The sequence below is a fragment of the Streptomyces sp. NPDC008079 genome (assembly GCF_042957385.1).
Classification (GTDB): Bacteria; Actinomycetota; Actinomycetes; order Streptomycetales; family Streptomycetaceae; genus Actinacidiphila.
In genome coordinates this window covers 386,576-404,819 of record NZ_JBIBIC010000003.1, presented here as the reverse complement: position 1 = coordinate 404,819, position 18,244 = coordinate 386,576, and the positions used below count along the sequence as shown (strand labels likewise).

The window sequence follows — 18,244 nt, the reverse complement described above, 5'->3', positions numbered from 1 at the left end:
CACGTCGCCGTGGACGGCACGGTCGAAGCAGGGAGGGATCATGAAAGTCGCTTCGGACGCCACAGGCTCCTCACGGCTCCCGGCCGATGTCGTTCTGCGGATGGAGCGGTTCGGCCGTTTCGAATTCGATGCCACGGGGATCGAATTCGGCGCTGATCTGGTGTGGAGCGAACTACAGGCGCCGTTTCTGGAATTCGCCCAGTCCGACAGTGACCGGTTCACCACACAACTGGCCGCGGCCGTCATACCGGCAGGCGGCTTCGCGCTCTTCGGAGCGGCCAGGACGGTCTGGAACCTGCTCGGCCCGGACTTCGCGCATCCCTGCTACGACGCCTTGCGGATGGACGCGCTGGAGTTCTTCCGAGCTCGCGGGGTACCCGGCAACCGCCTGTCCGCAGGGGATCGCGAGTTCTGGCGACTGCACCGCGGACCCGACGAGCCTTGGCTCGTCGGCCGACCGCCCCCGGCGCCCGGGGCGGCTCTCCCACCGCTGGCAACAGGGGAACTGCGCCCGGTCGCCCGGATGTCGGCCGGACCTCACGCCGAGACCGTGTACGCCAGGGCCGATGTCCAGGACGGCTGCGTGGCGGTGGTCGAGGCATGCGGTCGGGGCCGCGATCCGGCCGGTTGCCGGTTCGACTGGTTCGGCGCCGCGACGCAGTACGAACTCTATCTGCGGATCGGCGAGGCATTACAAGTCCCGGCCCATTGGGTCGCCGACGAGCTCATGCCGTTCATTCCCTTCTCCGCGCCGAGCCTCTGACCGGCCGACCGAAAACGCCGCACGTCACGGTAACCGCTCCCGTACTTCCGGAAACCGTGCAACAAAACCCACCGCGGTTCCGTTTCAGTGAGAAGGTCGTGGCGGAACGCAGTTCCCGCACAAGAGCACCGCCCCCACGGCACCACGGGGTTCACATCGGGGAGTTGAGCAGATGACCAAGCAGCCGGTGGATATATCCACCACGGCCTCCGTGGAGGACGCAGCGGCCTTGTTCCGCACGGATATGCGAGCGAACTGGTTCGGGGAGAACAACACCGGAATCGCCACGACGTTCACGGAGAGCGGTGGTTCACCGCTCGGCATCCACCACACCGATATGCCGGACCTCGCGCTGACGGCCGAACTCGTGAGCCGGGGAGAGAGCACCGAGCGGTTGTCGGTCCACCTCCTCATCTGGGACCGGGGGGAATGCCGGAAGATCCGGCTCGAAGCCGAAGGCAACGTGCGCGCCCTGCGCATCCTTGCGAACCGCAAGATGCGCCGATTCGTCGTCTCGCTCCAGGAGGAAGATCCCTCCCTCACCTACACGGGCATCTGAGCGGACAAGGGGAGGGGCCGCAAGGCCGGTCCGCCCGCCCGACGAATGAACGTCCGGCTTCGCGCCGGGCGTTCATTCGTGTCCGAAGGCCGTGGCCGAGACGTCCCGTTCCAGCGCGGCCCGGTGGATTCCGTATGTCGTGAGGTGCGATGCCTTGATCACGATGCAGTAGCGGTCCACCGAGACGAGGACCCTGCCGAGCCGGTCGTACTCGCGCCGCAGGAAGTTGATGGCCGCCTGGTTCGCCGCGGAGGTCTGGCCGCATATCAGCAGCACGGGGCGGCTGGACTCCGCAGGCGTGAACTTGGCGACGAGGGCGTACTCCTGATTGCCGCGGTCGAAGAGGAAGCGGTCGCCTCCGACCTCGATGGCCACCGAGTCGGGCCCGCCGTTGTAGGGGTGGATGGTCACGCCCGGCAGGTGGGCGGCCAGATGGCCGCCGGTGCGGATGTTCGAGTCGCCGATCGGTCCGCCGACACAGAATTCCGTGCGGTCGGCGTTGCTGCCGCGGAACTCTCCGGACTCGACGGTCACCCGGCAGCCCAGCTCACCGGCGAGCATGGCCAGTTCGATGACCGCCCGCACGTCCCGGTGCTGTGCGGTCCCGGGGGCGTTGTGCTTGTTGCCGAGCACGATGAGGCAGGTTTCGCCGGGGCGGACGCCGAAGAAGGCAGCCTTTCTATTCAGTGCGCGGGACCGCCTGCCCCGCTCCCACAGCCAGCCGAAGCCGAGGCCCAGGAGGCTCGTCACCAGCCCGATCGCTATGTTCACCAGCACTGAGATAATCGCGCCGCCCTCCCCGGACAGTCCCCCATTGTGCGGCAGTTCACCGTGCGGCCGGAAGATCTCGACCGGTCACACCCATGGCCACGTCATGCCTTGCCGTTGCCCGCGGGCGGTGCCTGGCCGCCGCCGCCCGCCGGCTTCGAGGCCGGGTCCAGGGTGTGGATGAGAGCGACGACCCGTTCACGCACCCGAGGCGGCGACTGCTGCTTGCCGTCGGGTGCCGTAGTGCCGTGGGGACCCATCCGTCCGACACGCCGACCGTTCGTCTCCAGCTCCGCCGTCACCTCACCCACCAGGACCGTGTCGCCCTCGCCGACCGCTTTCGTCAGCACGGCGATCCGCTCGTCGACCTCCTCCCACGAATCCGGCGGCAGCCGCCAGGCCAGCACCGCGTCAAGGACCGCCAATGCCTCGAACCTGGCCGTCCTTCCGATCCGTCGTGCTCCGTCCGACGTACCCATCACTGCCTCCTGTTGATCTTGCTGATCCTGGAAGTGCTGCTGATCCTGGAAGTGCTGTCGGTCCTGGTGGCGCTGCCGGTCCTGGTGGCGCTGCCGGTCCTGTCGACCGTCGTCATCGGCGGCCGGAAAGGCGTACTGCCTCACCGGCCGGTGTGGATGTAGGGCGCCCACGCCGCCGGTGAGGCGGCGTGGCGAGCGCGAAGTTCGCGTACCACCCCGTGCAGGGCGACGGCGCAGTCGCCCACGTCGATACCGCCGCCGTAGCGCCGCAGCGAGCGGTACAGCCGACGGGCGAGGCCGGCCGAGACCAGGTCCGCCGCCTCCCACAGTGAGCCGATCACCTGGGGGTATCCCGCGGTCAGGAACGCCGACGTCAGGTGAATCGCCTCGTCCGGGAGCCGGTCGGTCCGCGAGGTGTTGCAGGCGAGCAGCACGGCGAGCTGGGCGTACGGCAGTTCGTGGCGGTTGACGGCCCGCACCTCAAGGGGTCCGTCGGCCAGCAGCAGGTGGCTCTTCGAGGGGTTGTCGGGGTCGCTCACACCGTGACAGGCGAAGTGCACCGTGGACGCCGACGGCAGTGCGGCCAGCACCCCGTCGACCGTGGCGTCGGCGTCCGCGATCACCCGCAGTCCGGCCAGCGCGCCGGCCGCGGCGGAGATCTCCGCCGCGGCCGCCCCGGAGCCGCCGTCCGTACCGGTGGCGCGGCCCACCGCGAGGTGCCGGGCGGCGTCCTGCGCCGCGGGGCGACGTTCCAGTCGGGCGTGCCGCAGCGCCCTGATGCTGGGCGTGTAGGAGGAGGCGACCCGGTCGAGCACGGAACGGCGCTCCCCCAGGTCCGCCTTGCGCTGGTAGCCGGCGGCGTGCAGCGGCAGATGCGCCAGCGGGCCGGAGGCGGACCACCACAGCCGAGGGACAGCGTGTCTCGGCGTCCCCTCCGGGATCGGCTCGGTGAGGCCGGCCGCCCGCAGCACCGGTTCCGCGACCTTGTCCCACAGCCACTCAAGGGTCCGGAAGATGGTCTCGGCCGCCGCGGCGCGCACGTCCTTCGGGCTGTCCAGATCCACGGCGACCGCGGCAAGGAAGTCCCGGGCCGTGTGGGCCAGCAGTCCTTCGGTCACGTCGAGTGTCACGGTCCTGATGCCCCGGGACGTGACCACCAGCGCGTCACATCGCAGCCGGTCAATGTTGATCAGCACGATGGGCCCCTGTACCGCCTCCGCCTGCATCTGCATCGCGGTCGGCGGCAGCAGGAAGCTGCCGAAGCCGGGGTGGGACCGGATGTCACCGAGGAGCAGCCGCCACTGCTCGGCCGCCCGGTGCTGCGCCCGTACGCCCGAGGTCTCGTCCCGCGACGCGATGTCATCGGCCTCCCGCATCCGCCCGGCGAGGTCGGTGAAGCGCGCGGCGAGCCGTGGATGAGCCTCTGCGAGGTCGGACACGTCGCCGCGCGCCTCCAGGTCCTGGCTCATGAGGACGGCACGGCCCTGTTCCAGCAGCGCGGCCGCCTGTTCGGTCCGGCCGGCGGCGAGCGCCACCGCGCACCCGGTTCGGGTCAGGCTGGTGCCCGTCGAACTGTCCGGGGACGGCCCTTGGAGGGCAGTGTGCACGGCGCGCTGGCGATCGTCGCGGTGCAGCGCCCGCGAGGTGAGCAGCGGCAGCATCTCCAGCGCGACGGCCGCGGCGTCCGCGGCCCGTGCCCAGTCCCCGAGCTCCACCCGGCGGCCGAGCGCGACGCGCGCGTTCTCGAATCTCACCGCTGAAGGCAGCTTGGCCTCTGCCTCAGGCTGCCACCGCACCTCGGCTTCCTCGACCCCGATCAGGTCTCCGCGGAGGTCGTGGTCGGCCATCACCACCAAGTCGGTGATCGTACGCAGCGTCGGCCGCAGGCGTTCACGCTGCTCCGCCATGCTGCCCCAGTGGCCGGGGGCGTCCGGGAGCGCCTCCAACGTGCGGGCCACCTTCCGCACCAGCCCGACCGCCTCCTTCGACATGTCCGGGTCGCGGCGGAGCATCAAGACCCCGGCGAGGGCCTTGGCGTAGAACATCGCGCAGGCGACCCACTGCGGTGACTCGGGGCGGACGTGGTCCACGGCCCACCGCAGGCCGTCGCAGGCCCGGAGCATCGTCGCGGCGTCGCCGCGGAGCGAACCGTACGCCTGCCGGTGCTCCTCGACCGCGCACAGCAGTTCGATATAGCGGGAGCTGGTGGCCGGGAGGGTGGCGAGTACGTCGTCGCCGGCCCGCACAGCCCGCTCCAGGTCCGCGGCGTCCCTACTGATGAGGTACTTCGCGGCCCACACCTGGAGCAGGGCCGCGGCCGTCCATCCCCGGCGGCCGGCACTGAGTCCTGGTTCGGCCAGCCTGGCGAGCAACTGCTTCTCGGCGAGCGCCAGTCGGCGCGGGTCCGACGGAGACGTGTCGACCCCGACGAGACTGCGGAGGACCGCTTCCGCGTCTGGTGGCAGACCCGTCAGGTCGGACTCCAGGGCAGGGTCGCAGACGAGGCCGGGCGCGGGCGCCGGGCAGGGCGGCCAGTGCGGTGAGGTGGAGGACGCGGGTCCCCCGTCGCCGCCCGGTGCGCGTTCGCCGTCCGGCCCGCGGGGTGTTCGCGCCTCCGGGTCCGGAGCACCGCCGAAGGAGGCCATCTCCTCCGGTCCTGCGCCCGGTGACCGGTAACCGGGGCTGCGTGGCGGTTCGTACAACCGGATCGGCGGCAGCGGGGGAAAGGTCAGGAGTGGACCCATCCACGGCCGCACGAGGCGGAGAAGACCTCCCGACTTGAACGGGAGCATTCCCATCAGCCGCACCATCTCGGCGGTCGCGGCGCGCTTCTGGGCGATATGCGGAAGCAGCGGGTCGCCCGGCCGCAGGTCCCGCTGCAACATCGCCCACAGCTCGTCCGACCTGGCGACGTCCCGCCGGGATCCGCTGAGGACGGCGCGCGCGGCCAGCAAGGACGCCATGTTGACCGCGTAGACGCCGCCGTCGTCCGGTGGGCCGTCGGCCCGGAACGCCTCCATGTGCGCGATGGCCTCGTCGGCCGTCTTGAGGTCGAGTTCGTAGGTCAGTACGGACATCAGGGCTATCGCCAGCAAGAGGTGCACCGGGGCGGCCTCGTGGGGCCGATAGTCCGTGCCGTGGACCCGCGCGTGCTCCACGCCCGCCAGCGCCAGTCGGCCGGCGGTGACCGCGAAGGCGGCCGAGGCGCGGTCCTTCGGGTCCGCACGGAATCTGACGACGGCGGCGTGTGCGGCCGTGCGCCCGACCAGTTCCGCCTCCAGGTGGTCGGGCGTGACGGCGTCGTGGGCGGCTCGGGCGAGCCGCCACATCTCGGGGAGCGCCGACTCGTCGCCGGACTCGTACCGGAAGCACGCGGACTGAGCGAGCCGTACCAACAGGCAGCAGCGTGCGATGTCGTCCCGCGGGAGCGAGTCCGCCAGCCGGGCCGCCGCCGACTCGATGGGCAGGACCGGCTGGAAGTGCCGGGGCAGCGGCAGTTCGGGGTAGGTGGCGGCGACCCTTACCGGGTCGTCGGCCGTACGCCCCTGCTTCTGCGCGCCGAGATGGTGCTGAACGTCGCGCGACAACCGGTAGTCGCCGAAGCGGAACGACAGGGTGCGCTCGGCCAGCCACAGGTGCAACACCCACGCAGGCCGCCCGGGATCGTCCCGCGCGCCGGTGTCCAGCGCGAACTCCAGCAGCGCCGCGGCGGCCACCGCCGCGTCGCGGCCGCCGCTCGACCAGGAGGACAGCAGCAGTCCGTCGGCGGCGGACAGCCAGCTCCGCGGGTCGGCGCGGACCGCGCCGACCCGGCGTTCGATGTCGGACGACCAGGACGCTTCACAGCGTCGCATCACGCGGTCCACGACTGCTCTCATATCCGGCATGTCGAGTCCTCTCTGAAGGGTGGGACGGTCGGGACTTGCGGGTCGGCCGCGCGGCACGTGGCGATCGGCGGGCCGCGGGGTGGGGCGGTCGGCTGCCGACGAGCGCGCGCCCGGACGGGCGGTCATGTCCGAGCGCGCGCCCGGACGGTTCAGCAGACGAGGTCCAGGACGACGGAGCGGTTGCGTTCGGCGGGGCCGGGCAGCAACCGGCCTTCGCTGTCGAGGTCTTGGACGTGGCCCGGCCACCGCGTGCCGACTCCCCGCAGCGTGATGTCGTGGGCGGCCACACCGAGCGAGACGAGGACGTCGCGGACCGCTGTTGCGCGGTCGAGGGACAGTCGCCTACGGCCATCGGCCGATCCCGCGGACGCCGTCGTACCGATGAGCCGGATCTTCGCGTGGTGGGCCACGGCCCAGTCGGCGAGTTCCCTCAGGGCGGCGGCGGCAGCAGGCCGGTCGCGCAGTACCGACGTGTCGGGCAGGAATCCGACACTGCCGCTGTTCCGCAGCACGTGGTTCCCGCAGGAGGGCGGATACGTTTCCAGGGGACGCACCTTGACGACGGACACGGCGGGGGTGTGCGGTACGGCGGCACCCGTCGCCGGCACGGGGTCGGCCGCGACGCACTCGGCCCCCGCCTCGACGGCGATCGCCTTCCATATGGCGACGAGGTTCTTGTGCTCCGGGAGCGGCAGTCTGGCCTGCGGCGGCGCCGTGTCGCCGACGCCGCTGAAGAGGACGGAGATACCGGTGAGCTGCGGGAGCGAGCCCTGCCTCTTCAGGAAGTCGGCGACATCGGTGGCCTGGGCGTCCAGCACGCCGTCACGGCGGAAGTCCAGTGGCGCGACAGTCTGAAGCCCGGAGTCGGCCACCACGACCGTGCCGCCCGGACCGACGTTCCCCGCGGCCTCGGCCAGCGCCGCGAGCAGGTCGGCCTCGGGACGGCCGGCTTTCATGCGGTGGATCGTGTTCGTCAGCGACTTCACGAATGTGTCGTGGTCTTTGGCGCTGCGGGAACCGTTCTTGCCCGTGTCCTCGAAGGCCCCGCGGAATTCCACGTCGGGTGCGCCGTCCACTCCGACCACGGAGATCAGCTGACCCCCGTCGATCGCGGTATCCACCAGTGAGAGCGCGGCGGGTGTCAGCCGGGGCGCGGGTGTGTTGGCTCGGGCGCCGAGGACGAGGGCGACGCGGCCTCGGCCGGTGGCGCACGCGGCGGCCTGCTCCCGCTGCTCCGACGCGCTGTTCTTGGCCGGGTGACCGCAGCCGGATGCCGCAAGCGCCACGGCACCCAGCAGGCAGAGAGCGGTGAGTCCGCGGAGAAGGGATCGTAATCTCGGTGATGCCATGGTGTGTGCTCCAGGAGTTCGAATCGATCGACGGCGCGGGGCCAGGTTCAATGAGCCCGGCCGCCCGGAGGCGACCGGGCGACCGGATGACGAGCGGGAAGTGGCGGGACGCTGCGCGGACGTCAGGGGCTGGTCCAGTGCCGGCCGCACGACGGGCAGCGCAGGCCCAGACGGCAGTTCGAGCAGTCCGGACACGGCAGCAGACGACGAGCGCAGTGGGGGCAGAACTCGGGCCGGGGAGCGGGCGGCCGCATCGGGAACGGGCGCGGCTGCGGGCTCACGCCGCCGCCCCTTGGCCGTTCTCCGCATCGGGCTCGTCGGACTCCCCCGGTCCGTCGGCCCGATCGGCGGCGCGCAGGTCGGGGCCCTTCCAACCGCCGGGGACGAGCCGGTCCCCTGAGTCGGTGAGTCCGTCGGTGGCCGCCGGGTCAGCGATGTGCACGGCCATCAGGAACCGGGCGTAGTGCTTCAGGTCGTCGGCCCAGCCGAGGCATTGCCCGGTAGCCACCTCCCAGCGCCGGTGGTCGCGCTCGCGCTCGGCCAGCTCCTGCTGGTGGCGGTGGACGGCACGGACATGGCGTGGCGTCAGCCGCTGCACCTCCTGCCGGGCGGCCGCACGGTGTGCCAGGGCCATTCGGTACGCCGTGGCCAGCGGATTGTGGGCGAGGTACGCCGTGACCGCCGCCAGCAGGCCGCCGGCCAGGTAGAGGCCGAGGAACAGCAGGGCCGTGCCGAGATTGGCGCTGCCGGTCAAGTCGTCGGCGGGCGCCCCCGCGGTGCTCGGGAGACCGAGGGTCTCGAGCCCGCTGCCCCCCGACGTGGCGGGCGTGTTGGTGGCGCGGACGAAGAAGCACACGGCGCCCATGAACAGCCAGACCATCGTCAGCACCACCGCGAGAGCACCCACGGCCGGCGTGGACCGCTCCACGAACCTGCGGGCGAGTACACCCACCTGGTGGCTCACAGCCAGCGCCAGGCCGGTGAACCCGAGGACAAGCGGAATGATCATCCACCCGGCCTCGTTCACCAACAGGCCGACGACTTGGTAGAAGGCGATCCCGTCTGCCCCCACCGCCAGCACCAGCGCGAGGTAGGGGTAGTAGTGCCTGGTTCTGCCGACGACCAGATCAGGGTCGGCGAACGGCATGTGACCGGGCGGGACGGTTCTGCTCATGGGGTCGGTCCTCCTTGCGGGGGCGGGGTGGGTTCAGCGGGCGACGCGGCCTCGGCAGGCCCGGCGGGCGACACGCTCACAGTGGCGGGCGGGGAGAGACGGGCACGGAACGCGCTCAGGTCGCTCTCGGCCCGGCTGAGGTCGTCCTTGGCGTGGTCGAGTGCCGTCTGCGCGTCCGAGAGCTCCTCGGCGGCCACGCCGATCAGGTGGTCGCAGACCGCCTCGCGGAGCTTGTGCTCGGATTCGAGCCGGGTGACCCACTGGACCGTCCAGGCGTCGATGAGGTTGTCCAGCGCGGTGCCCGTACCGGCGTCGATGGCGTTGGGAGCGAGTTCGCCGACGAGTTGGCGCACGGTCTCCTCGGCGGTGCCGAGATCGGCCGGTGGCGCCATCCGGTAGAGCGCCGGAATGGTCCAGCTCGGGTCGCCGTCGACCACGGTCGAAAACGTCGGCTCGGGCTGTTCGGGCGGGCGCTTGGTCTTACGGCGGAGAAAGGGAAGGTCCACGGAGGGTCCTCTCGGGGCGGGTGTTCACGGGTCCGTCGGTGGTTGGGCCGTCCAGGGAACGGCCGTTCACGAGTCCGGCGGGATTCAGCCGAGTTCGGGACGGTGGCCGGCAACCCAGGCGGGCAGCTCGGGACCGCCGTACTTGGCCTCACCGTTGATCCGGGCACCGTCCGCGTGTCGCCGGACCAACTGCCGGTCGTAGGCCATGACACGGCGCATGGCCTGCTCGTGCAGGTAGACCGCGCGTGCCGCGGCGGCTTCCCGCCGCACCGCGATACGGGCCTCGACCGTGTGCAGTTCGACGGTCAGTGCGGCAGCACGCCCGGCGGCCTGTTCGGCGGCGGAGCGCAGGTCGGCGAGCCGGCGCGACCATTCGCGCGCCCGGCGGGCGCGCACCACCGCCTCGGCGGTCTTGTGCTCGCCGCCGCGCCGCCGGTTCTGCTCTTCCTCGCTCAGGGGGCCGGCCGACTCGGCGACGGCTGCTTCGGCCTCGGCGGCGAGCCGTTCGGCCTCCTGTACGCGGGCCCGGAGGACCAGCGCCCGGCCCCGGTCCTCGGCGGTCTCCCTGAGGCAGAGGATCCATTCGGCCTGCTGACCAGCGGCGGCTCCGCGACCGAGGAACTCGGGCGTCGGGGTGCCGCCGACGCCGCTCTCGCCGAGCGCGGGCAGTCCGGCCTTCGCGTCGCGGTTGGCATGGTGCCGGTCCACCAGGCGCAGGTGGATCGCATAGCGCCGGGGCTTGGGCAGGGGTGCGGGCTTGGTGCGGTCGTTGAGGCGAGGGAACATCTGGGGCCTCCCGTGGGCTTGGCAGGCACCGCGAAGCGGTGCGACGGACGGGAGGGACGCCCTGTGCACCCTCGCAAGTCCATCGACATGAAGCGTCTCTTCTTGTCTAACCAGAGTCAACTCTGTTTGTGAATATTCTCTACTTCAGGAGCAAAAGTTATCTGGGGTTTACAGATCGCTACAAGCCAGTACTCTCGTGACGTGCACTGACCTGCGATTAGAGGAGAGACGGCCAGTGATCCTCAAAGCCCAGATCCCCCCCATCCCGGAGAGCCGGGGCCGGCAGATGCCGGCCCGGCTCGCCCGCAAGGTGGGACCGCTCTTCGGAGTCGCCTGGGACGGCGCCCCGGGCGGCATGCATTCCTGGTGCTGCGACTACGCGCAGGTGACGCTCGCCGAGATCATGCGCGGCGCCCCGCGCCCCGCGAAGCCGTCCGAACTGGGGGACCACACCGACCGCGGACTGCCGGACAGCGAGGTGACCAAGGCGGGGCACACTCCGATCGCCAACGCCACGGCGTCGCGCTACGGCCCCGACACCAAGGCCGCGTTCGTCCTCATCGGCACCAATGTGCTGCTGGCGCCGGTCACCGAAGCCCTCGGTCGGGCGCTCGACGAGATTCCCGTCGAGGACCCGCACCTGCTCATCGGCGCCTTCGCGTACAGCCTGCTCGAAGTCTTCCGCTCGGAGCCGATCCTGCTTGTCGCCGCGCTCCAGGCGCAGGGCGTGCAGCACGCGTTGGGCGCCCTGGACGCCCCGGTCCGGAGCGAGGGCGTGCGGAGCCTCGCCTCCCACGAGTACGGTCCGATCCGGGCGCGGTACGACGCCGATCACGCGCCGCTCGGTCTGGACCTCGTGGAGAAGTTGGCGACGGTCCTGTGCGCGCGCCTGCGCCCCAGGGAGTCGAACGAGGTCGGCATGAACGAGCCGCTGCCGGGCGGGAGCGCCCGCGACCGCTTGCGCCGCACCGTCGTGGGCATGGCGCAGGCCACGCTCTTCGACCTCTCCGCGGTCACGGACGACGCCGCGGTGCGCATCGTGGACAACAAGAAGGGCCGCAGGGCTGAGCTCCATCTGCACACCGAGGTACGGGTGCGGCGCTTCGCGCAGGCGGTGCTCCCCCACGTCGAGCTGCCACCACAGGAGACCCCCGCCCGGATGGCGGACAAGCTCAGCTTGCTCCAGTCCGTGATCGAGGAGACCCCGTCCGGTCCCGATCTCGACGTCAAGGCCGCCCTGACCGTGCGACAGGGCCTGGTGACGGCGACGCTGGCGCTCTTCGAGGACCGGGACGAGTCGACCCGGCACGTACGGGCCCGCATGCTGGAACAATTCGCCGACCGGGTCCGCGAACTGTTCGGCGCGGACTCCCCCGAGTTCCTGTTGGAGCGGCTGCACGCGCTGGCCGATCTCGTGCAGTTCCCCGCCGCGCAGGACGAGGACCCGTCACACCCGCAGATCGTCACCCGGCGGGCGGGGTGGCTGCGCGAGGGCGTCGCTCTGGCGAAGACGCTGATGGGCCGGGTCAGCGGGGGCAGCGTGGACGGCGGATACCTCGCCACCCGCCTCGACGACCTGCTGGTCGGCGTGAACCAGTTGCGCAAGGCGCAGTATGAGGCTCACGTCACCGGGCTTCCCGACGCGGAGCAGATCACGAGAGAGCTCATCCCGCTCTGGGACGACTGCATCGAACTGCTCACCTGCTTCTTCGAGAACGGCAGCCCGCGCTACTACGTGCGGCTGCACAACTACTGCGCCTTCCTCGTCGGGGCGGGCTCGAACGTCGAGATGCGCGAAGAGGGCCTGGAGCTGTACGACAACGAGGTGATCCCGGTCCGCCGCCGGATGAACGAGTTGGGCACCGCGTTCACCTCCCTGCGCAACGTCCTCCAGGTAGCGATGCGCGGGCACGTCTCGCTGGCCCGGGACCTTGACGACCCCCAGCGCTCGCGCGAGCACCTGGCTGCCGCCCGGACGTACGCAGCGGAGATCCGGGCCAACACCGACGAGGTGGACCGACTGCTGGAGTACGCGGGCGAGCGGGCGACCGGGTTCGTCATGGCGCTGAGCCTGGCGAACTGCTTCCTGACCTCGGCGGAGTACGCGCTACCGGACGATAGGGCGGACCGCGCCAGGTGGGCCGAGCAGGCCGCGGAGCTGATGGCCGTCGCGGCACCGTACGTCTCCGGCGGCCAGAGGAACCGCGCAGACCGCAGAAGGGAGTTCGAGAACCTCGGCAGCCGACTGCGCGCCCTCGACAGCGCCGCCGCGTGAGACACGCGCCGGGCATGAACCGCGCCGGCGAGGAGTACGGGGACCGGTCGCAGCCGGCCCCGTGACAAAGAGCACCGCGCACACGTCGACGACCGTCGATACCCCCGCCGCACGGGTCTGGCCCCCGCGATACGGTGCGCGTTCCCGCCGCGGCCCGCTGAGTCAGCGGCGGCGGAGGGAGGGGTCGAGGAGGGCGGGCGGGGTGTCGAACTTCTCCTGGGGGGCGAGGTCGGTGCCGGGCGGGACGATGGCGTCGAGGGCGTCCAGGACGTCGGCGGAGAGCACGGTGTCGGCGGCGGCGAGCTGCGAGTGCAGGTGGTCCAGGGTGCGGGGGCCGATGATCGCGCTGGTCACGGCGGGGTGCGCGGTGACGAAGCCGAGCGCGAGCTGGATCATCGTCAGACCGGCGTCGTCGGCGACGCGGGCGATCCGCTCGACGGCGTCGAGCCTGGCCCGGTTGGACGGGACGGTCAGGTCGAAGCGCTCCGGGAGGTGGGCGGAGCGGTTGGTGGTGATGTCGCGGCCCTCGCGGACCGCGCCCGACAGCCAGCCGGAGGCCAGCGGGCTCCAGGCGAGCACGCCGAGCCCGTACTCCTCGGTCACCGGCAGGACATGGGTCTCGATGCCGCGCTGGAGGATCGAGTAACTGGGCTGCTCGGTGACGTAGCGGGCCAGGTGCTGCTCGCGCGCGGCCCACTGCGCCTGCACGATGCGGTACGCGGGGAAGGTCGAGGAGCCGAAGTAGCGGATCTTTCCCGCGCGTTGGAGGTCGGTGAGGGCCGACAGCGTCTCCTCGTCGCTGGTGCGCGGGTCCCAGCGGTGCATCTGGTAGAGGTCCACGTGGTCGACGCCGAGGCGGCGCAGGCTGTTGTCCAGTTCGGTGACCAGCCAACGGCGCGAGCTGCCCCGGTGGTTGCGCTCGTCGTCCATCGGCATGGTCGCCTTGGTGGCCAGCACGATGTCGTCGCGGCGCCCGGCGATGGCCTTGCCGACCATCTCCTCCGAGTCGCCGTGCCCGTACATGTCGGCGGTGTCGATGACGTTGATTCCGGCTTCGAGGGCGGCGTCCACGATGGCGGTCGCCTCGTCCTGCGTGGTGCGGCCGATCGCGCCGAAGTTCATCGCGCCCAGCGCGAGGGTGCTGACCTGCACGCCGGTACGGCCCAAAGTGCGGTACTGCATGAGTGGATTCCTCCGTGCTCTGGCATCATGAGATAAACGGAACATTGTTCCGCCACAAACGACGATACGGAACGACGTTCCGGATAGCAAGCGCGACTGCCGGGGACACGGGACGGAGGACGGTGCGGTGAACGACGGAGAAGGCGGCGCGGGCGTGGGGGGCGGCCCGGACATGGGGGGCGGCGCGGACGCGGGGGGCGGCGCGGACGCGGGGGGCGGCCCGGACATGCGCGGCGATGCGGACGGCAGGGGCGGCGCGGCGGGCGGCGCGGGCGCGGCCCCCCGGCCCAAGCGGGCGGACGCCCGGCGCAACAAGGAGGCCCTGCTCGACGCGGCGGCGGCCGTCTTCGTGACGTCAGGCGTCGAGGCGCCGGTACGGGACATCGCCGCCGAGGCGGGCGTCGGCACCGGCACGATCTACCGGCACTTCCCGACCCGCGCCGACCTCATCATCGCCGTCTACCGGCACCAGGTCGACGCCTGCGCCGAGGCCGGTCCCGCGCTGCTGGCGGCCGACCCGTCCCCGTACGCCGCCCTCGGGCAGTGGATCGACCTCTTCGTGGACTTCCTGGTCACCAAGCACGGGCTGGCGGGCGTGCTGCACTCCGACGAGGCCGGGTTCGACGCGCTGCACGTGTACTTCCTCGACCGGCTCGTGCCCGTGTGCACCCGGCTGCTCGACGCCGCCGTCGCCGCCGGCGAGATCCGCTCGGACGTCGAGGCGCGGGTGCTCATGCGGGGGGTCGGGAATCTCTGCATCGGGGCGGACAGCGATCCGGGGTACGACGCGCGGCGCCTGGCCGGTGTCCTCGTCGCCGGACTGCGGCTGCTGCCGTAACGGTTCCCGCCGCCGCTCTCAGCGCCCCAGACCGCCCGAAGCGTCACGCACGCCCCCGCCGGAAGCCTCACGCCCCCCTTATGCCCCCGCCCGAAGCCTCACGCCCCCCTTATGCCCCCGCCCGGAAGCCTCACGCCCCCTTACGCCCCCGCCGGAAGGCGGCTGTCCAGCGCCCGGATGAACCCGGCGACGGTCGCGGTCATGGCGCGCCGCCCCTCGCGGAGATAGACGCGGGGGTCGGTGATGTCGTCCACGGCGAGGCGGGCGCGGACGGCGCCGGTCATGGCGATGTCGAGCCCGGTTCCGACAGTGACCTTGCTGATCCCCTCGGCGGCGGCGAGGCCGAGTTCACCGGCGGTGGCGCCCGCCGTGTCGCGCAGGACGAGGGGGACGTCGAGGGCGGTACGCAGCCGGGCCAGCAGTCGGCGGTCCGGGCGCGCGCCGAGCGGGACGGTCAGGGCGTCGACTCCCGTCGCGGCGACGAAGGCGCGGGCCGCGGCCGGGTCGCCGCCCGGCTCGGGACCGGTCGCCGCGCCCGCGGGGACGGCCGCCGCGTCGGCCTCGATCCACAGATTCTGCTCGTGCGCCCACTGCGCGGCGTCGCGCGTCACCGCCACGTTCTCCGCGTACGGCAGGCGCGCCGCGTCGTACATGATCGAGCTGAAGCCGCAGTGCGCGGCTTGGGCGAGGAGCGCCGTCCTGCGCACCCGGTCCAGATGCAGCGCGACCGGTACGGCGGCGGCCCGCGCGGTCTCCGCGGCGGCGCGGGCGAGCGGCAGCAGTCGCCCGTCGTAGTACTGCACCACGCTCTCGCTGACCTGGATGATCACCGGGGAGCCGACCGACTCCGCGCCTTCGACGACGGCTTGTACGTGTTCGAGGGTGATCGCGTCGAAGGCCGCGATGGCGCGGTGCTCGACCGCTGCGGCGGTGATCAGCGCGCGGGCGGCTGCAAGAGGCATGGGTTCTCCCGACGGTGCTTGCGCGAGGATGCTTGTATTTGCACCTTACTCCGCATAATCGAACACTTTCAAGCATTCCTGGTGCGCGCAGTCCGCACGGCCGTGGGGTCCGCGCGCGTGTGCCACGCTGGTGCGCGCACGATCACGCCGAACCGGTCGAGCCGCGCCCGATCAGCCGCGCACGGTCGAGCCGAACCGGCCAAACCACGCACGATCAAGCCGAGGACGATCACGTCACGGAGGAGAACGCCTGTGTCCAGGGACGCCCGGTGGACCGCACTGCTGGATCTGCTGGCCGAGCACGGCCGCGTGGAGGTGGAGGAGGTCGCGACCACGCTCGACGTCTCCACCGCCACCATCCGCCGCGACCTGGACCAGCTCGCCGAGCAGCAGATGCTCACCCGCACCCGCGGCGGGGCCGTCGCGCACGGCGTCTCGTACGAGCTGCCGCTGCGCTACAAGACGGCCAGGCACGCCTCCCAGAAGCAGCGCATCGGCAGGACGGCCGCCTCCCTCGTCGCCCTCGGCGACGTCGTCGGCCTCACCGGCGGCACGACCACCACCGAGGTCGCCCGCGCGCTGGCCCTGCGCGGCGACGTCACCGCGGACGGCACCCGCCAGCCCGCCCTCACCGTCGTCACCAACGCCCTCAACATCGCCAACGAGCTCGTCATCCGGCCCCAGATCAAGATCGTCGTCACCGGCGGCGTCGCCCGCCCCCAGTCCTACGAACTCACCGGCCCCCTCGCCCGCGGCGTCCTCCAGGAGATCATCCTCGACATCGCCGTCCTCGGCATCGACGCCCTCGACCCCGCCCAGGGCGTCTACGCCCACCACGAGGACGAGGCCAGCATCAACCGCCTCCTCGCCGAACGCGCCCAACGCGTCGTCATCGCCGCCGACTCCTCCAAAATCGGCCGCCGCGCCTTCGCCCGCGTCTGCGGCCTCGAAACCATCGACACCCTCATCACCGACGAGGCCATCCCCCCGGAAACCGCCGCCGCCTTCGAAGAAGCCGGCATCACCGTCACCATCGCCTGACCCGGACCCCGCCCCTGACCCTGACCCCGCCGGGCCCGCCCGTGGCCGTTCGCACCCCTTACCCTTCCGCCATGGCACCGAGCGACGTCACCCGTACGGAGATCAGCCGGGCGATCGAGGAGTTCGACCGGCTCGGCCGCGACGCGTTCCTGCGGACGTACGGCTTCCGCCCCGCGCTGCGTTACTTCCTCCTGCACGACGGAAAGCGGTACGACTCCAAGGCGATCGTGGGCGTGGCCCACGGCTACCTCCCCGGCCGGCAGCCGCTCGCCCCGGCCGACTTCTCCGGCGGGCTGGCCGCCGCCGCCGGCGTGCTCCGCGCGCTCGGCTACACGGTGGTCGAAGCTCAAGCCGAGGCCGAAGTCGGGGCCGAAGCCGGGGCCGAAGCCGCGAGCGGGGCCGGGTCCGACGACAACGCCGTCCTGCTGGGCGCGTACGGCGAACTCGTCCGCCGCATAGGGCGGTTGAAGGTGAACAAGGCGCAAGGGGCCCCGCTGCTGTACCAGCCCATGACGCTGCTCTGGGCGCTCGGGCGGGCGGGGCGGGGGCGCGCGCGGGTGCTGCCGTGGAGCCGCGTCGAGGAGGAGCTGGGCGGGCTGCTCGAACGGCGCGGGACGCGGGGCGAGCGGGCGCGGGCCGACTATCCGGTGGCGGCGCTGTACCGCGCGGGGCTGTGGGAGCTGTCCGGCCACTCGGGCGCCGTACCACCCGCGCACGGTGATGCGACGCTGGCGCGCTGGTTCGCCGAGCAGCAGCCGTCGGGCGGTCTGACCGAGGCCGTGTACGACCTGCTGCGCCGGTCGGGCGAGGCGCGGGCCGTCGTCGTCGACACGCTGGTGGACACGTACTACCAGGACGTCGACCCCGGCCCGCTCCTGCGGGAGGTCGGGCTCGATGACGACGAAGTCGACGTGCCCGACGAGACCCACGAGACCCACGAGACCCACGAGACCCACGAGACCGAACGGTACGGAACCGGGCCGCATGAGGACCGTCAGCCGTACCGGGACGGCCAGGTCCCCGAGGGCGCGGAACGCTTCACCCCCGACCCCGTTGTCCTCGCGGCCGCTTACGACCGGCTCTGCCGCGCCGCCGAGCACCACGAGAAGCGGCGCGGGACCGGCCGCGTGAGCACCACCACCGAGCGCTACGTCCGGTCGCGCGCGGCGCGTCAGGCCGTCCTCGAGCGCTGCCGCGGACTCTGCGAGAACCCCGGCTGCACGGGCCAGCCCGCGGACACGACACCGAGCGGCGCGGCCATAGTGGAGATCGACCACGTCGTCGACCTCCAGCTCGGCGGACGCGACCACCCGGCCAACATGGTCGCCCTGTGCCCGAACTGCCACGCGGTGAAGACCCGCGGGCGCGGGCGCGAGAAGCTGCGCGCCGTCCTCGCCGAAGAGGCCGGAAAGCGGCACGCGGCGACTCTCGCCCGTCGGCGCAGCCGCGGTCCTGGCGGTAGCACTGGGCGGGGGGACTGATCGGCGGTACGGGAAAGCGTCGTCGGGAACTACGCAGATTTAACCTCTCGGCTCCTTCTACGGCGGGGTCTACGCGCGTATCTTGAGCCGGATCGCTCATTCCGGCTCATGGTGATGTGCCGTCATGAGACGTGGAAACACGACGTATTCATCGCGTTCAACGCACCGCACGAAGGAGACCCTCACCGGTGTCG

The 18,244-nt window shown here is 71.8% G+C and carries 16 protein-coding genes; 7 read left to right on the top strand and 9 right to left on the bottom strand.

Annotated elements, in window-relative coordinates:
* Positions 1 to 100 precede the first annotated feature (100 nt).
* Entirely contained in the window at positions 101 to 763 is a 663-nt protein-coding gene (locus tag ACFZAM_RS11090; RefSeq protein WP_355348022.1) for a hypothetical protein, read from the top strand.
* A 172-nt stretch (positions 764 to 935) separates the two neighbouring features.
* Positions 936 to 1,322, top strand: a complete 387-nt coding sequence (locus tag ACFZAM_RS11085; RefSeq protein WP_355348019.1) for a hypothetical protein — start codon at positions 936 to 938, stop codon at positions 1,320 to 1,322.
* A gap of 72 nt (positions 1,323 to 1,394) precedes the next feature.
* Here the strand turns inward: ACFZAM_RS11085 and ACFZAM_RS11080 are convergent, their stop codons facing one another.
* Positions 1,395 to 2,093 carry a hypothetical protein gene (locus ACFZAM_RS11080; protein ID WP_391044720.1) on the bottom strand — a complete coding sequence of 233 codons (699 nt, stop codon included), beginning with the start codon at positions 2,091 to 2,093 and terminating at the stop codon, positions 1,395 to 1,397.
* Positions 2,094 to 2,194: 101 nt separating this feature from the next.
* A complete protein-coding gene (locus ACFZAM_RS11075; protein WP_391044718.1) occupies positions 2,195 to 2,569 on the bottom strand; it encodes a CATRA system-associated protein in 375 nt (124 codons plus the stop codon).
* A gap of 12 nt (positions 2,570 to 2,581) precedes the next feature.
* On the opposite strand from ACFZAM_RS11075, the gene ACFZAM_RS11070 reads away from it, so the two are divergent.
* Positions 2,582 to 2,731: a hypothetical protein gene (locus ACFZAM_RS11070; protein WP_391044715.1), complete on the top strand. Its 150-nt coding sequence runs from the start codon at positions 2,582 to 2,584 to the stop codon at positions 2,729 to 2,731.
* Here ACFZAM_RS11070 and ACFZAM_RS11065 read toward each other — a convergent pair.
* From ACFZAM_RS11065 to ACFZAM_RS11045, 5 genes are all read right to left on the bottom strand, one after another.
* On the bottom strand, positions 2,710 to 6,423 hold the full coding sequence (locus tag ACFZAM_RS11065) for a CHAT domain-containing protein (RefSeq protein WP_391044714.1): 3,714 nt from the start codon (positions 6,421 to 6,423) through the stop codon (positions 2,710 to 2,712). The genes ACFZAM_RS11070 and ACFZAM_RS11065 overlap by 22 nt on opposite strands.
* 182 nt (positions 6,424 to 6,605) lie before the next feature.
* Positions 6,606 to 7,742 carry an OmpA family protein gene (locus ACFZAM_RS11060; RefSeq protein ID WP_391044712.1) on the bottom strand — a complete coding sequence of 379 codons (1,137 nt, stop codon included), beginning with the start codon at positions 7,740 to 7,742 and terminating at the stop codon, positions 6,606 to 6,608.
* 340 nt (positions 7,743 to 8,082) lie between these two features.
* Complete coding sequence (locus ACFZAM_RS11055) at positions 8,083 to 8,979, bottom strand: hypothetical protein (RefSeq protein WP_391044710.1); 897 nt, start codon at positions 8,977 to 8,979, stop codon at positions 8,083 to 8,085.
* Positions 8,976 to 9,485, bottom strand: a complete 510-nt coding sequence (locus ACFZAM_RS11050) for a hypothetical protein (RefSeq protein WP_391044707.1) — start codon at positions 9,483 to 9,485, stop codon at positions 8,976 to 8,978. The genes ACFZAM_RS11055 and ACFZAM_RS11050 overlap by 4 nt, the downstream gene beginning before the upstream one ends.
* A gap of 84 nt (positions 9,486 to 9,569) precedes the next feature.
* Complete coding sequence (locus tag ACFZAM_RS11045) at positions 9,570 to 10,271, bottom strand: hypothetical protein (RefSeq protein ID WP_391044706.1); 702 nt, start codon at positions 10,269 to 10,271, stop codon at positions 9,570 to 9,572.
* Between the two features lie 235 nt (positions 10,272 to 10,506).
* On the opposite strand from ACFZAM_RS11045, the gene ACFZAM_RS11040 reads away from it, so the two are divergent.
* A complete protein-coding gene (locus ACFZAM_RS11040) occupies positions 10,507 to 12,546 on the top strand; it encodes a hypothetical protein (protein WP_391044703.1) in 2,040 nt (679 codons plus the stop codon).
* 162 nt (positions 12,547 to 12,708) lie between these two features.
* Here the strand turns inward: ACFZAM_RS11040 and ACFZAM_RS11035 are convergent, their stop codons facing one another.
* Positions 12,709 to 13,728: an aldo/keto reductase gene (locus ACFZAM_RS11035; RefSeq protein WP_391044700.1), complete on the bottom strand. Its 1,020-nt coding sequence runs from the start codon at positions 13,726 to 13,728 to the stop codon at positions 12,709 to 12,711.
* A 226-nt stretch (positions 13,729 to 13,954) separates the two neighbouring features.
* Here ACFZAM_RS11035 and ACFZAM_RS11030 point away from each other — a divergent pair, with 226 nt between their 5' ends.
* The gene (locus tag ACFZAM_RS11030) at positions 13,955 to 14,566 is read left to right on the top strand and encodes a TetR family transcriptional regulator (protein WP_391044836.1); all 612 of its coding nucleotides are present in this window, start codon (positions 13,955 to 13,957) and stop codon (positions 14,564 to 14,566) included.
* A gap of 140 nt (positions 14,567 to 14,706) precedes the next feature.
* On the opposite strand, the gene ACFZAM_RS11025 is transcribed toward ACFZAM_RS11030, so the two are convergent.
* On the bottom strand, positions 14,707 to 15,528 hold the full coding sequence (locus ACFZAM_RS11025; protein WP_391044698.1) for a class II fructose-bisphosphate aldolase: 822 nt from the start codon (positions 15,526 to 15,528) through the stop codon (positions 14,707 to 14,709).
* Positions 15,529 to 15,780: 252 nt separating this feature from the next.
* Between ACFZAM_RS11025 and ACFZAM_RS11020 the strand changes: the two genes are divergently transcribed.
* Positions 15,781 to 16,569, top strand: a complete 789-nt coding sequence (locus tag ACFZAM_RS11020) for a DeoR/GlpR family DNA-binding transcription regulator (RefSeq protein WP_188283080.1) — start codon at positions 15,781 to 15,783, stop codon at positions 16,567 to 16,569.
* A gap of 71 nt (positions 16,570 to 16,640) precedes the next feature.
* Positions 16,641 to 18,050 (top strand): HNH endonuclease, encoded by a 1,410-nt coding sequence (locus ACFZAM_RS11015; RefSeq protein WP_391044694.1) that lies wholly within the window; start codon positions 16,641 to 16,643, stop codon positions 18,048 to 18,050.
* The last annotated feature ends 194 nt before the right edge of the window (positions 18,051 to 18,244 follow it).